This is a genomic window from Rickettsia endosymbiont of Oedothorax gibbosus (genome assembly GCF_936269705.1).
Taxonomy (GTDB): Bacteria; Pseudomonadota; Alphaproteobacteria; order Rickettsiales; family Rickettsiaceae; genus Tisiphia.
In genome coordinates this window covers 1,726,074-1,740,821 of record NZ_OW370493.1, presented here as the reverse complement: position 1 = coordinate 1,740,821, position 14,748 = coordinate 1,726,074, and the positions used below count along the sequence as shown (strand labels likewise).

The window sequence follows — 14,748 nt, the reverse complement described above, 5'->3', positions numbered from 1 at the left end:
GGGGTCTAGATTCCCGCTTACGTGGGAATGACAAGGGGAAGAAGCGGGAATGATGGTATGGACGAGTGAAGCGAAATATGCTTTACTGGTACGGAGTCAGCTGAAAAATAGTTTTCAGCTGCTCCAAATTAAATAATAATTTAATTAATAGGTCCATACCATGATAAATAATAGCATAAAAAATACTATAATAGGAATAGATTTAGCAAAAAATAGTATGCACTTGGTGCAAGTCGATCAAAATGGCAAAAAAATAGGTTATCAAAAAGTTACAAGAGATGAGTTAATAGCCTATTTAAGCAATCTCGATAAAAGTTCATTGCTAGCTATGGAAGCATGTGGAGGAGCTAATTATTGGTCACAGGAAATTGCTAAGCTTGGTTTGCAAGTCAAACTAATGAAAACAAAAGATGTAAAAGTTTATGCTACATCGAAACAGAAAAATGATTATAACGATGCGTTAGCAATATGCAAAGCGGCTCGTGATCCAGAATTAAAAACTGTGCTGCCAAAAAGCAAAGAGGAACAAGATATAAAATTTTTGCATAAAATTAGAAGTAATACGATCAGAGATCGTGTGCAAAAAACTAATTCTACAATATCAAGTTTATGTGAATATGGCTATAATACAAAATTAAGTAAAAATAAATTTTGCAAATCATGTAGGCTGGAGGTAGAGTTAGCGTATAGTAAAGGTTATATAAATTCTGGGATACGGTCAATTTTACTTTTAGAATGTAAAGAAATTGAGGATTTATGTGACAAAGAGAAAACTTTAGAAAAGCTGATTATCAGCAATAATAAGCAAAGTGAGAAAGCTACTAGGTTGCAGACAATTTTTGGCATTGGAGCAATCAATGCTAGTTGTTTGAGTGTAGCCCCAATGGAAAGTTATCCAACCCCGAGGGATTTTGCTGCTTCGCTTGGTTTGGTACCAAAGCAACATAGCTCAGGAGATAAGATAGTTTTAGGAGGGATTACCAAACAGGGAGATAGATATGCCAGAACTATGTTACGTCAATTCGGGATAAGGATATTGTGAACATGTAGATTAAAATCAAATTTTGTTGAAGGTTTATTTTTCTTTAATGAGTAAGCAACAAGAGTAGATAATATATGGACAAAGGCATTTATTGGTGATCTATGTCTAGTATGTTCAAGGTTCATTTTATTTTTTAGATAATCAAAAACTGTTTCAATTAAGTTACGCTTTCGAAGTAAGATTTTTTCTTTCAAATCCATTAATTTATTTTCCATATTCTTCTTAATTCCATGAATCATTTTTAAGCCTCTTTCATATAAATTTAAGAACAAATTTTGCTTAATATAACCTTTATCAGCTGCTATAATTCCAGTTAATCTTTTTGTTAACTCCGGTACTGGAACCCTATCATCTACATTGCCTTTGGTCACTTTTAATGCCATAAACTCCCCTTTATTATTGATTATTACATGTAATTTAAAACCATAAAAATACCCCATAGAGGATTTACTATGTTTGGCTAATCCTTTAAAAACTTTATTGCTATAACGCCTTTTATTGTGACAAGCTTTAATCGTTGTAGAGTCAATAAAATAAATACCTGTTTCCTCACCAAACAACAAATGAATCAACATATTTAGCGGTATGAATAATCGTGCCATTAATTCAACAAATCTATTATAACTCAAGGCTTTGGGAAAATCATCCTTATGCATGCACTCTATATAACTTTTATAGAAAAATTTAAAATTCTTAGCATAGGATGTATGAAACATAATTATTATTGTTAACATTTCACTTAGACTCATGCTACAACAGCGATTTCTTTGCTTATTTGATGGTAATAACTTTCTCTGTTCATACTCCAAATAAATTTTACAAAAATCATCTATAAAACTATATAATTCTGTGATATCTTTTTTCATGCCTGTAGTTTGTTTTTTTGTTTAAAAATATAAATACTGCAGGCACTCCTTTTTGACAATCCTTTTATCTATTACTATTTCATCTATATCTTATCCCGAACTGACGTATGTTGATTCAAGCCGCAAGGACAATAGCAATAAGAGCAAAAAGTGGTAAGGAATCGAAAGATAAACTAGTGCAGTGGGCAGTGAAGAAATTTGCTGAAAATAAATCATATAATATTATATGTGTTGGTTTAGCAAATAAGTTAGCAAGGATTGCTTATGCAGTAGTCACCAATGGTAGCGAATATGTTGCAAATTAGTTTAGTTGAGAAAAAAGAAGAAACTATGTCAACTAAATAAAAATTGGTAATTGATAAATATTGCGAGTAAAGAATAGTAACAATAAAGAGAACGAAAGTTAAAGAGTTAATGAATAAGTATTCTGAATAAAATCCGTAATTATGTCGAGGCTCTAGAAGCCGTGGGAATGAGAGGTCACTCAAGGATATTTATAAGAATGCAGAAACCATTATGGCACTCGATGCCGAATATATGACCGCTTCCTTTGTGGCTCTATTTTTTTATTTTCTTTGTTGACAAATTCACTCGTCCATATATGACAATAGTGAGAATGACAACTTATAATTGCCACGACCACGCAGTGGTCTTGCTAATAGACAAAATTTTATAGTCAATTGATGAGAAGTTGGTGACGTCGTCACTCGTCGCTCGCCTATTACTTATAGGCGTCGCTCCATCATTTCTAGCACCAAATTCTCCTGAATTGACTATACTATGGCTAAATACTATTGAAATAGGAGAATATTATGTTTGAATTAGAGCAAAAATATTTTGGGTTAGTAGCTGGAGTAGATGAAGCTGGCAGAGGACCGTTAGTGGGACCTGTAGTAGCTGCATCTGTCATCATTGATCAAACAAAAATCATAAATGGTATCAAAGATTCTAAAAAACTTACTAGAGAAAAGAGGAATTTGTTATATGAACAAATAACACAGAATTATATTTGGTCTGTTGGTATAGTGTATCACGATGAGATAGATATAATTAATATCCTTGAAGCGACTAAAAAGGCTTGTACTATATCAGTAGCAAATCTTTCTGTTAAACCGGATACAATATTAGTAGATGGTAACATGAAATTTGCCGATTCAAGATTTATTAGTATAGTAAATGGTGATAATTTATCAATATCTATTGGAGCAGCATCTATTATTGCAAAAGTTACTAGAGATCGTTTATTAATTGAGTATGCCAAAGAATTCCCAGAATATATGTGGCATAAGAACTTTGGATATGGGACAAAAGAACATCTAAATGCTATACATTCTCACGGTTTTTCGCCTTACCATAGAAAAACTTTTAAGATAAAAAGCTTTTAGCCATATAGCTAAGCTGATTAGCGAGTAATAGACACTTATAGTCAATTCAGGAGAATTTGGGTAACAGGAGCGACGAGTGATGACGTCACCAACTTTTCATCAATTGACTATATATATTCAAAATAAAAATAGACCTCTTGCATAACCTAAAGATAATTGAGGAATTTTTAGGAAAAACGAAGTCGAGTACCGCAGCGTACTAAGATGTACGTGAGGAACGGAGACGAGTTTTGACAACAAAATTACCAATTAGATTAGGTTATGCAAGAGGTCTAATATATTTATTGTAAATAAAATGAGTTAATACACTTAGTGTAGATATATTTATGTGATATAAAATTAAATAAAACATTAAACTAAACATTTTCCAAGGATCATTTACTCATGACTAAACTTACCACTGAAGAAATTAGAAATAAATTTATAAGTTATTTTGTTGCCAATAATCATTTACACGTTCCAGCTAGTTCTCTTATTCCTCATAATGATCCTAGTTTAATGTTTGTTAATTCAGGGATGGTACAATTTAAAAATGTTTTTACCGGTCAGGAAAGTAGAAATTATCAAAGAGCGGTTACTAGTCAGAAATCACTACGGGCTGGTGGTAAGCATAATGATCTTGAGAATGTTGGTTATACTGCAAGACATCATACATTCTTTGAAATGTTGGGCAATTTTTCTTTTGGTGATTATTTTAAGGAAGAAGCAATATATCATGCTTGGAATCTTTTAACCAAGGAATTTGCTATAGCTAAAGAAAAACTATATGTAACGGTTTATCATACTGATGAAGAAGCAGCTACATATTGGAAAAAAATTGCTAATTTAAGCGATGAGCGAATTATAAAAATAAAAACCACTGATAATTTTTGGTCAATGGGAGATACTGGACCTTGTGGACCATGTTCAGAAATTTTTTATGATCATGGAGAGCAGATACAAGGCGGGTTGCCAGGAACGCAAGAGCAAGATGGTGATCGCTTCATTGAGATTTGGAATATGGTCTTTATGCAATTTGAACAAGTCGATAGTGATACTAGGATTGAATTGCCTAAAAAATCCATTGATACCGGTATGGGGTTAGAGCGTATTAGTGCTGTGATGCAAAATGTCTATAATAATTATGACACAGATTTATTTAAGGAAATAATCGCCTATACCGAGAATATAGTAGAAGTTAAGGTAGAAGGAGAGGCTAAGTTTTCTTACCGGGTTATTGCAGATCATTTACGAGCTTGTGCTTTTTTAATTAGTGATGGCATCATGCCCTCAAATGAAGGTAGAGGATATGTACTTAGGCGTATTATGCGTCGAAGTATGAGGCATGCCCATATACTTGGTAGTAGCGAACCTTTAATGTATAGACTGCTTCCTAAATTAGTAGAGATTATGGGAACAACTTATTCCGAACTGAGAAGGGCTGAGGATTTTGCCAGTAATATCCTGGAACAGGAGGAAATAAGATTTAAAGCAACTCTTGAAAGAGGTCTTAAATTACTTGATGATGAAACAAACCATCTTAGTAAAAATTCAGAGCTTTCAGGAGAAATAGTTTTTAAATTATATGATACATACGGCTTTCCTGTCGATTTAACTGAAGATATATTAAAATCTAAACAAATCTCCATTGATCTTGATGGCTTTAATAATAAGATGCAAGAGCAAAAAGACAGGGCAAGAAAATCTTGGTTAGGTTCGAATGAATCTAAAACAGATAAGATGTGGTTTGATATTAAAGCAGAATTTGGTAGTACCGAATTTTTGGGTTATTATTTGAATGAGGCGGAAGGTAAGATATTAGCTCTCATTAAAGATAATAAATTAGTTGATACTATAGAAACTAGTCAGGAGAAATTCATTCTAATTAGTAATCAAACTCCTTTTTATGGGGAATCTGGTGGACAGATGGGGGATATAGGTTATATCAAATCTAGCAACAGTAAAATTAGAGTAGTAGATACTGTAAAATATCTTGGTTCAATAATTGCTCATATATGTATTTGGCAGGAAGGAACCAGCATTAAGGTTGGAGATAGTGCCGATTTTGCTATTGATGTCAAATATCGTAATAATTTAAGAATTCATCATTCGGCAACTCATATATTACATGCAGTATTACATCAAGTACTTGGTAAACATGTAACGCAGAAAGGATCGCTGGTAGCATATGATCGTTTACGTTTTGATATTAGTCATATGGCGGCATTAACCCCAAAAGAAATTATCTTGATAGAAGATAAAGTAAATCAGATTATTACTGATAATTCAAAAGTTACTACAACATTAATGTCAACAGACGACGCTATTAAAGCAGGGGCTATGGCTTTATTTGGTGAAAAATATAATTCTGAAGTACGGGTGGTAGCGATGAATTCGCTTGAACTAAATTCACTTGAGTTATGTGGTGGTACACATGTTACTAGAACTGGTGATATTGGGATGTTTAAAATTACCAGTGAAAGTGCTATTGCAGCTGGCGTTAGAAGGATAGAAGCGGTTTGCGGTGAATTTGTCTTAAAGCTAATTAGGCAGAATGATGCAATGATTGAAAATATATCTACCGCCTTAAAAATAGGTAAGAATGAACTTATTGATAAAGTTAATAGTCTAATTGCTAGTAAGAAACAATTAGAAGATCAGTTAGTATCTCTGCAGGTCTCGATGCTTGATTTGAATATTGAACAGATTGCCAAAGAATCAGTCAATGTATACTCGAATGATTCTGCGAATTGGAACATAAAACAAGGGGTGAGCGAGCGGAGCGTAGTAAACCTACGTGAGCACGCGAATACCCCGCAGTTTTGCGGAGCCAATTCGCAGAATCATTCGAGTATAAAGTTGATCTATAAGATAGTACATAATATAGATAGTAAAATATTACGCTTATCTGCTGAACGAATAGTTGATAAGTCTGATAATCTTGTAGTTATATATATAGCTATGCCGGAAAAATCTAAAGAGGTTAGTGGTAGCACAGGGCATAATGCTTGCAAATTATCGATTACAGTTGCTGTTAGTAAAAAAATCAGTGATAAGGTTCATGCTGGTAATTTGGCTAAAGAAATATCTATATTCCTTGGCGGTAGTGGCGGTGGTGGTCAAGCGAATATAGCTCAGGCAGGTGGTACAGATGTAAGTAAATTAGGAAAGTTACCAGATATGATAAAGGGGGTGTTATCAGAACTTTAACAGATTAGATATATGGTATTTCTGACACAGATACTAAAGAGTTTAGAATGTAATATTAGAATAATTTTATGCTTTTAAGTAGTGATATGATAGTATATAATGCAGGCAATGGGTGTTTAACAATTTTTTGTTAGGCAAATGTAAATCAGTAGCTTATTTAATAATTTAAGGAGTTTGTTATGATACTAAAAAAAACCACAATAGCTTTTTTAGCACTATTTATGCTTTCTGGGTGTGGTGCAAAGAAAAAACCGATAGATACGGGTATAACTAATGAAGTTGAGGAAAGTTCTCTAGCTTCTGATTTTGAAAGACGTGCTGGTGACAGGGTGTTTTTTGCTCTTAATAAATCAGATATTTCACCTCAAGCAAAAGAACAGCTAAGTAAACAAGCTAATTGGTTAAAAAGTCATCCTAATACGGAAGCCACTATTGAAGGGCATTGTGATGAGAGAGGGACAAGAGAGTATAACTTGGCACTTGGTGAAAGAAGAGCAGACGCTGTATTAAAATACTTAACTAATCTAGGAGTTAGGAACAAACTTGATACTATCTCTTATGGTAAAGAGAGACCAGCTGTTCTTGGTGATAATGAAGCAGCTTGGGCACAGAACCGTAGGGCTGTAACTTCTATAAAATAAAGTATACAACGTTACTAAGTTTAGCAAAGTCGCCACTTTTAGTGGCTACGAAGCAATCCACAAAAGTGATTATCGAGTAATAGACGACTTTTCTACTTTATTTTCTTAAACTGACGCCTATGTGCAATGATGTTTTTATGCTGTTTAATATTTATAGAATAAAAATTGTAGGGTGCTATGGCTTATTTGGCACTAATTTAGGTTAATTGACTATATAATAAAGTAATTTTTAGAGATAATTTTGTGGTATATATATTAATTGCTTTAAGCTTGACTACATTAGTCTTAGTGCTAGGTGTTGTCTCTATGGCTATTGGCGGGAAAATTGACAAAAAATTTAGTTCTAAGTTAATGTCGTTAAGGGTTATATTTCAAGCATTTGCTGTATGTGTTCTTGCTTTTCTCTATCTTTCAAAATAGTATATCCATCAAAAACTTGTAAGTTAACATCATAATATGCTTGATCTATTTAGCTTTAATGAGAAAAAAAAGCCTCAAACTAATAATTCGTATACAGCAAAAGATATTGAAGTATTAGAAGGGCTTGAGCCTGTACGCAAACGTCCTGGTATGTATATTGGCGGGACGGACGAGAATGCTATGCATCATCTTGTTTCGGAAGTGCTAGATAATGCTATGGACGAAGCTGTTGCTGGTTTTGCTAGCGTTATCACCATAAAGATGCATGTAAATAATAGTATCACTATCTCTGATAATGGTAGAGGAATTCCTGTTGATAATCATCCCAAATTTCCTGATAAATCTGCTCTTGAGGTAATTTTAACTCACCTTCATTCCGGTGGTAAATTTTCGAATAATGTCTATCAAACAGCAGGTGGCTTGCATGGAGTTGGCATTTCGGTTGTTAATGCTTTATCCGACTACTTAGAGATTAAAGTATATAAGCAGGGTAAATTATTCAAGCAATCTTATTCCAAAGGGCAAAAATTGAATGATTTAACCAGTGAAGATATTGCCAAAAAATTAAGGGGAACATCTATCAATTTTCATCCTGACCCAGAAATTTTTGGAGAGAAACCATCCTTTTCACCAAAAAGAATATATGAATTAGCCAAATCAAAAGCCTATTTGTATAGAGGGGTAACGATAGAGTGGCAATGTGAAATTGAAACTAAAAGCGATGTTCCAGCAACAGCTCTCATCCATTTTCCAGATGGTTTGAAAGATTATTTAATTTCTAAAATAAATTTGGAAGATTTAGTTAGTGGAGAGATTTTTTGTGGTAATATTGAGTGGGACCAGGATCACATAAAAGTGGAATGGGCAATTGCTTGGCATAAAAATGAAGACCAACCTTTTATTCAATCCTATTGCAACACTATTCCTACCCCTCTTGGTGGAACCCATGAGCAAGGTTTGCGTAGTGCATTACTGCGTGGTATAAAGGTATATGGTGAAATGACCGGTAATAAAAAAACCACTTTACTTACTATTGAGGATATTCTAGAAACTTCTTCTATTGTTTTTTCTATATTTATCCAAGAGCCAATATTTCAAGGACAAACAAAAGAAAAATTGGTTTCGCCTGGGATTAATAAAATAGTAGAGAACATTGTTAAAGACCATTTTGATCATTGGTTGAGTAGTAATAAACTCGTAGCCAACCAGCTACTTGAACATATAGTTAATATTGCGGAATACCGAATAAATAAGCGTAACGAAAAAAATATTTCACGTAAAACTGCTACACAAAAATTGCGACTACCAGGTAAATTAGCAGATTGTACAAGAACCTCTCCTAATGGGACAGAATTATTCTTGGTTGAAGGAGATTCTGCCGGGGGATCAGCTAAACAGGCAAGAGATCGAGAAACACAAGCTATTTTACCTCTTAGAGGCAAAATTTTGAATGTTGCTAATGCAACTTTCGAGAAGATTACTAACAACCAAGAAATTCAAGATTTAGAGGTGGCACTAGCCTGTGGTAGTCTTAAAAATTATCGAGAGGAGAATTTACGTTATGAAAAAATAATAATTATGACAGATGCGGATGTTGACGGAGCTCATATCGCCTCATTGTTAATGACGTTCTTTTATCTTCGTATGCCGAAGTTAATATCTTCAGGTCATTTATATCTTGCCAAACCACCTCTTTATAGATTAACCCAATCTAATAAAACTTATTATGCAGTAAATGATCAACAAAAAACTGATTTAACTGCTAAATTATTAAAAAATAGTAAGGCTAAAATAGATATTGGTCGATTTAAGGGGTTAGGTGAAATGATGCCAGCTCAGTTAAAAGAAACAACAATGAACCCAAAAAATAGAACCATTTTAAAAGTTACTATAGATGATTTTGATAATATTGCTAAGATAGTAGACGATCTTATGGGCAAAAAACCAGAAAAACGTTTTCAGTTCATTTATAATCAGGCTTTAATTAAGATGGATACAATTATAAACAATTTAGATATTTAGGAGTACTATGTTCATACGCTTTATAATGTTATTATCAAGTTTTATCTTTTGTGCCAATATCACATTTGCTGAAGAACCAAAGAAAAAGAACGAATTATCAGATACAGCTTATCTCAAACAATTTCAAGAGGTCTTTGAGCGTATTAATAAAGACTATGTTCAAGAACCGGAAAAACAAAAAATGACTGATGCTGCTATCGAAGGCATGTTAACTTCGCTAGATCCCCATTCTAGCTATTTTACTGATGAGGATCTAAAAGATTTTCTTAATGAGACTAAAGGAGAGTTTGGCGGTATTGGTGTTCAAGTGCAGTATGATAATGGTGCCATCAAAGTCATTTCCCCTATTGATGATCTAGCAGCTTATAAGGCAGGTATAAAAGCCGGAGACTATATAGTAGGAGTTAATGATGAGTTTGTATCAACTTTGGGTTTTCATAAATCCGTCAAAGAGATGCGTGGAGAACCAGGAACAAAAGTGAAATTACTGGTAATTACAGAAGGTGAATCTAAGCCAAAAGAAATTGAACTTATCCGCGAAATAGTTACCATTACCCCAGTAAAAGCTCATTTAGAAAGAAATAATATAGCTTATATAAGAATAGGAACTTTTAATGAACATACCATTGAAGAATTAAAAAAATCTATGAAAACTTTAAAAGATGGTAGTAAAAATAACATAGAGGGTATTATTCTAGATTTACGTAATAATCCTGGTGGTTTGTTAGAGCAGGCTGTTGCTGTTAGCGAATATTTTATTGATTCTGGAGTAATTGTTACTACCAAGGGAAGAACCAAAAATAGTAACTCAGTATTTAATAGCAATAAATCTGCAGAAAAAGCTCCATTAGTTCCGATGATTGTTCTTATTAATGTTGGCTCTGCCTCAGCTGCAGAAATTGTAGCTGGTAGCTTGCAAGATCATAAAAGAGCGATAATACTTGGCACAAAATCTTTCGGTAAAGGATCTGTACAAAGCTTTTCGGTAATCAGTCCTAGAGCGGCTGTAAAGCTTACTACGGCTAAATATTATACCCCTAATGATCGTTCAATTCAGGCAGAGGGTATCGAACCTGACATATTTGTTGAGATGGTAAAAGTTGAATATCCCGAAACAAAAATGATAGATGGAAGATTCTCTGAAGCTTCTTTAAAAAATTACTTAAAAAACGATAACAAAAAAAATGATGATAAAAAACTAGACTCTACAAATAAAGATAAAGAGGCTATTAAGAAAACAGATGATACTACAAAAGATAAAGATAAAACAAAAACGACTGAATCGAAAAATACTCTAGACCAACTATCTGATCTTTATAAAAAAGATTATCAATTTGCTAGAGCTTATGATTTGATTATGGGACTAATTTTAACTAATAAAGCAAAAGGGCATTGAATTCTATGAAATATAGAAAAATACATCACTTAATCTTTTTAATTCTTTTATTAATTGGTTCAAGAACTATGGCTGACGAAATGAGAATTGGAGTATTGAGACATGATTTAGGGTATAAATTTGGACTAAGGGGTAAATTAAGACAACGTTATGAGAAGGGTTCTGACATTAATTTAGAATATCTTTTTAATAACGAGTACAAATTTTTATATGCTTATCCTCATGTAGGAACAAATATTAACAGTGATAGCTATACCAGCAATATCTATACTGGGATTACTTGGCATTTTGATATCATGAAATATGTATTTTTAGAGGCAACTTTTGGATTTGGAATTCATAATGGCGAAGTAGAAAAATTAAAGCAAAGAAGACGAGCCTTAGGAACAAGATTCTTATTTAGAGAAAGTCTTAGTTTAGGGGTAATGATTCAAGAGAAGCACAGTGTTGCTGTAATTATTGACCACTTATCTAATGCTGGTATTGGGAAATTTAACCCTGGTTTAACTAATTTAGGTATACGATATGGCTATAAATTTTGACGGTGGGGTAGGGGGCTTTGGTCGTTCTTGCTACTTTGTCAGGTTCTTGGCTTCCCTGTTATTCCCGCTTCAGTACATAGGTGTAAGTTTAAGAAGGTAATAATTGGAAAACCGTCATTGCGAGAAGGCGTTAGCCGACGAAGCAATCCACTCTTTTATGGATTGCCACGCCACCTACGGTGGCTCGCAATGACACTTATGTGCAGATATACTGTTTTACTTACTCCTTAAATTGACGCCTATGTGCTTCGGTGCGGAATCTAGACCCCTGCTTACGCAGGTATGACACAAAGTCTGGCAGGGGTGACATAAAAAGTAAATTGTTTTGGTATTTATGAACAAATGGATCTATTATTTTGGTACTAAAGGTGGGGATGGTAATGCCCAAATGAAAGACGTGCTTGGCAGTAAAGGAGCTGGTCTTGCCGAGATGTCTAACTTAAATTTACCTATTCCTGATGGTTTTACTATTACTACAGAACTCTGTAATTATTTTTATAAAAATAATTACAGTTTGCCTGAGAATTTTAATAATGATTTAGTGATAGCTATTAAAAATTTAGAAAACTCTACTGGCAAGGTTTTTGGTGATAATAATAATCCATTATTATTATCCGTTCGCTCAGGTTCAAGAGCTTCGATGCCTGGTATGATGGATACTATACTTAATCTTGGGTATAATGATCAAGTTTGCGATGCACTATCAAATATTACTGGAAATGAGATTTTTGCTCTTGATAGCTATCGACGATTCTTAGAAATGTATGGATCAATGGTGCTATCAATTTCAAATGGTTTATTTAAAAATGCATTTGAGATGCATAAGGTTAAATGTAATATCTATCAAGAGAAAGAAATTACAGGAGATTTTTTAAGAATAATAGTTGAAGAGTTTAAAAAAATAATTTTTAATCATGAGGAAGAATCTCATGGTAAAGAATCACTTTTTGACCCATATCAACAATTAGAACAATCAATAAAAGCCGTATTAAAATCTTGGGCAGGGGATAGGGCGGTAACTTATAGAAGGTTACATAATATACCCAATAACTGGGGCACGGCGATTAATGTCCAGTCAATGGTTTTTGGTAATCAAGGAAGTAATTCTGCTACAGGAGTAGTATTCTCGCGTTGTCCTGCAACCGGTGAAAATAAGCTTTTTGGTGAATATTTAGTAAATGCTCAAGGTGAGGATGTGGTATCAGGGACAAGAACCCCAAGCCCTATTATGAACGAGTATGATGTAGATTGTTCAATGCAAATAGTTATGCCACAAATATTTGAACAATTACAAGAGATTTGTAAGAAGTTAGAGTTACATTACTTGGACGTGCAAGATATTGAATTCACCGTACAAAACGGAGTTTTGTATATTTTGCAAACACGTACCGCCAAAAGAACAGCTTTAGCCAGCATTAAAATTGCTACGGATATGGTGCAAGAAGGGCTGATTTCTAAACAACAAGCAATAATGCGTATAGAGTCGGAATCGTTAACTCAGCTTTTACATACGGCTATTGATTATAGCAATACTCTAGACCATATCTCTAAAGGGCTACCAGCTTCTCCAGGGGCTGCTACTGGTATAGTAGTTTTTTCTCCTTATGATGCTGAGAAAATGTCGCATCACCATAAAGTGATTTTGGTACGCCATGATACTAGCCCTGAAGATATAAACGGTATGCATGTTTCAGCCGGTATTCTGACAGCCAGAGGTGGGATGACCTCTCATGCTGCGGTAGTTGCTAGAGGGCTGGGAAAACCATGTGTTTGCGGGGCAAATGATGTGGTAATAGATGAGAAAAAACAGATGTTTAAAATAGGTGACACTATCATCAACTATGGTGACTTAATAACTATAGATGGTGGAACGGGGAAAATTTTCTTAGGAGAGGTGCCATTGATTCAGCCTACTTTTACTAATGAATTTCAAACAATTCTAGATTGGGCAGATGAATTTGCTACTTTAAAAGTTAGAGCCAATGCCGAAACTATTTTAGATGCAGGTGTTTCCCTAAAATTTGGGGCAAGCGGAATTGGCTTATGCAGAACAGAACATATGTTTTTTGACCATGATAAAATACCATTAGTACGAGAAATGATCATTGCTCCTGATCTAGAGAGAAGGAAACATGCGATCAGTAAATTATTGCCCTTACAAATTCAAGACTTTAAGGCGTTATTTAAGATTATACAGGGTAAACCGATAAATATCAGATTGCTTGACCCACCTCTACATGAATTTTTACCAACAACAGAGGATGATAAAAGAAACTTAGCAAAGGTGATGAATCTACCGTTAGCTATTGTGGAACAACGCTTGCATGCACTATATGAAGTAAACCCTATGCTTGGACATAGAGGATGTCGCCTCGGTATTTCTTATCCTGAGATTTATCAAATGCAAATAAGGGCAATTTTTACTGCTATCAGAGAGTTACAAGTTGAAGAAAATATCAATACTATTCTGGAGTTAATGATTCCTTTAATTAGTGATGTTAATGAACTAAAAATCTTAAAGACACACATACAAGATGTTATTACTAACATGGAAGATATAGTCAATTCAGGAGAATTTGGGGCTAGGAGCGATGGAGCGACGCCTATAAGTAATAGGCGAGCGACGAGGGACGACGTCTCCAACTTCTCATCAATTGACTATATTAACAAATGCAAGTTTGATTTTACTCTTGGTACGATGATTGAGCTACCAAGAGCGGCTTTAAAAGCTGGAGGGATTGCTGAAGAGGTAGATTATTTTAGTTTTGGTACTAATGATTTGACCCAAACAACTTACGGCATTTCTCGAGATGATGTAGCCTCATTTTTTCCTGATTATTTGGAGAAAAAAATCTTTGCATTTGATCCTTTTAGTAAATTAGATGAGGAAGGGGTAGGGGAGTTGATAAAAATTGCTATAAAACGTGGTTTAAAGAGCAACCCTACATTAAAACTTGGCGTATGCGGAGAGCATGCTGGTAATCCTCATTCTATAGAGTTCTTCCATAGAGTTGGTTTGCATTATGTATCATGTTCACCATACCGCATCCCTATAGCAAGGATTGCCGCAGCTCAGGCAACAATAAAAGCTGATGGTTATATCTGACAATTTTTCAAATAATTTGCATATATCTATTAGTGTAGTTAATTTTTATGATATATTACGATATATGACATTGACTCCATTGTAATTCCCGCTTCGGTGTGGAATCTAGACCCCGCACCGAAGCAGGGGTGACATTAAG

At 34.1% G+C, this 14,748-nt stretch carries 11 protein-coding genes; 10 read left to right on the top strand and 1 reads right to left on the bottom strand.

Features of this window, described 5'->3' with window-relative positions; all coding sequences use genetic code 11:
- Positions 1-160 precede the first annotated feature (160 nt).
- The gene (locus NBW66_RS09450; RefSeq protein ID WP_250310827.1) at positions 161-1,042 is read left to right on the top strand and encodes an IS110 family RNA-guided transposase; all 882 of its coding nucleotides are present in this window, start codon (positions 161-163) and stop codon (positions 1,040-1,042) included.
- Here NBW66_RS09450 and NBW66_RS09445 read toward each other — a convergent pair.
- On the bottom strand, positions 1,018-1,908 hold the full coding sequence (locus NBW66_RS09445) for an IS982 family transposase (protein ID WP_250310582.1): 891 nt from the start codon (positions 1,906-1,908) through the stop codon (positions 1,018-1,020). The genes NBW66_RS09450 and NBW66_RS09445 overlap by 25 nt on opposite strands.
- A 107-nt stretch (positions 1,909-2,015) precedes the next feature.
- Between NBW66_RS09445 and NBW66_RS09440 the strand changes: the two genes are divergently transcribed.
- The 9 genes from NBW66_RS09440 to ppdK all read left to right on the top strand — a co-directional run bounded on the left by NBW66_RS09440 (position 2,016) and on the right by ppdK (position 14,609).
- Complete coding sequence (locus NBW66_RS09440; protein WP_250310604.1) at positions 2,016-2,213, top strand: hypothetical protein; 198 nt, start codon at positions 2,016-2,018, stop codon at positions 2,211-2,213.
- A 507-nt stretch (positions 2,214-2,720) separates the two neighbouring features.
- The gene (locus NBW66_RS09430) at positions 2,721-3,293 is read left to right on the top strand and encodes a ribonuclease HII (protein WP_250310826.1); all 573 of its coding nucleotides are present in this window, start codon (positions 2,721-2,723) and stop codon (positions 3,291-3,293) included.
- A 384-nt stretch (positions 3,294-3,677) separates the two neighbouring features.
- Entirely contained in the window at positions 3,678-6,482 is a 2,805-nt protein-coding gene (gene alaS / locus NBW66_RS09425; RefSeq protein WP_250310825.1) for an alanine--tRNA ligase, read from the top strand.
- 182 nt (positions 6,483-6,664) lie between these two features.
- Complete coding sequence (gene pal / locus NBW66_RS09420) at positions 6,665-7,123, top strand: peptidoglycan-associated lipoprotein Pal (RefSeq protein ID WP_250312174.1); 459 nt, start codon at positions 6,665-6,667, stop codon at positions 7,121-7,123.
- 243 nt (positions 7,124-7,366) lie between these two features.
- Positions 7,367-7,543, top strand: a complete 177-nt coding sequence (locus NBW66_RS09415) for an HIG1 domain-containing protein (RefSeq protein ID WP_250310824.1) — start codon at positions 7,367-7,369, stop codon at positions 7,541-7,543.
- Positions 7,544-7,579: 36 nt separating this feature from the next.
- A complete protein-coding gene (parE, locus tag NBW66_RS09410; RefSeq protein WP_250310823.1) occupies positions 7,580-9,565 on the top strand; it encodes a DNA topoisomerase IV subunit B in 1,986 nt (661 codons plus the stop codon).
- A gap of 7 nt (positions 9,566-9,572) precedes the next feature.
- The gene (locus tag NBW66_RS09405) at positions 9,573-10,961 is read left to right on the top strand and encodes a S41 family peptidase (protein ID WP_250310822.1); all 1,389 of its coding nucleotides are present in this window, start codon (positions 9,573-9,575) and stop codon (positions 10,959-10,961) included.
- Positions 10,962-10,966: 5 nt separating this feature from the next.
- Positions 10,967-11,503 (top strand): acyloxyacyl hydrolase, encoded by a 537-nt coding sequence (locus tag NBW66_RS09400; protein WP_250310821.1) that lies wholly within the window; start codon positions 10,967-10,969, stop codon positions 11,501-11,503.
- 334 nt (positions 11,504-11,837) lie between these two features.
- Positions 11,838-14,609 carry a pyruvate, phosphate dikinase gene (gene ppdK / locus NBW66_RS09395; protein WP_250310820.1) on the top strand — a complete coding sequence of 924 codons (2,772 nt, stop codon included), beginning with the start codon at positions 11,838-11,840 and terminating at the stop codon, positions 14,607-14,609.
- Positions 14,610-14,748 lie beyond the last annotated feature (139 nt).

Bases quoted from the DNA above. Each gene is read 5' to 3' on its own strand.
- NBW66_RS09450 (WP_250310827.1), top strand. From the start codon at position 161: ATGATAAATAATAGCATAAAAAATACTATAATAGGAATAGATTTAGCA.
- NBW66_RS09445 (WP_250310582.1), bottom strand. From the start codon at position 1,908: ATGAAAAAAGATATCACAGAATTATATAGTTTTATAGATGATTTTTGT.
- NBW66_RS09440 (WP_250310604.1), top strand. From the start codon at position 2,016: ATGTTGATTCAAGCCGCAAGGACAATAGCAATAAGAGCAAAAAGTGGT.
- NBW66_RS09430 (WP_250310826.1), top strand. From the start codon at position 2,721: ATGTTTGAATTAGAGCAAAAATATTTTGGGTTAGTAGCTGGAGTAGAT.
- alaS (WP_250310825.1), top strand. From the start codon at position 3,678: ATGACTAAACTTACCACTGAAGAAATTAGAAATAAATTTATAAGTTAT.
- parE (WP_250310823.1), top strand. From the start codon at position 7,580: ATGCTTGATCTATTTAGCTTTAATGAGAAAAAAAAGCCTCAAACTAAT.
- NBW66_RS09405 (WP_250310822.1), top strand. From the start codon at position 9,573: ATGTTCATACGCTTTATAATGTTATTATCAAGTTTTATCTTTTGTGCC.
- NBW66_RS09400 (WP_250310821.1), top strand. From the start codon at position 10,967: ATGAAATATAGAAAAATACATCACTTAATCTTTTTAATTCTTTTATTA.
- ppdK (WP_250310820.1), top strand. From the start codon at position 11,838: ATGAACAAATGGATCTATTATTTTGGTACTAAAGGTGGGGATGGTAAT.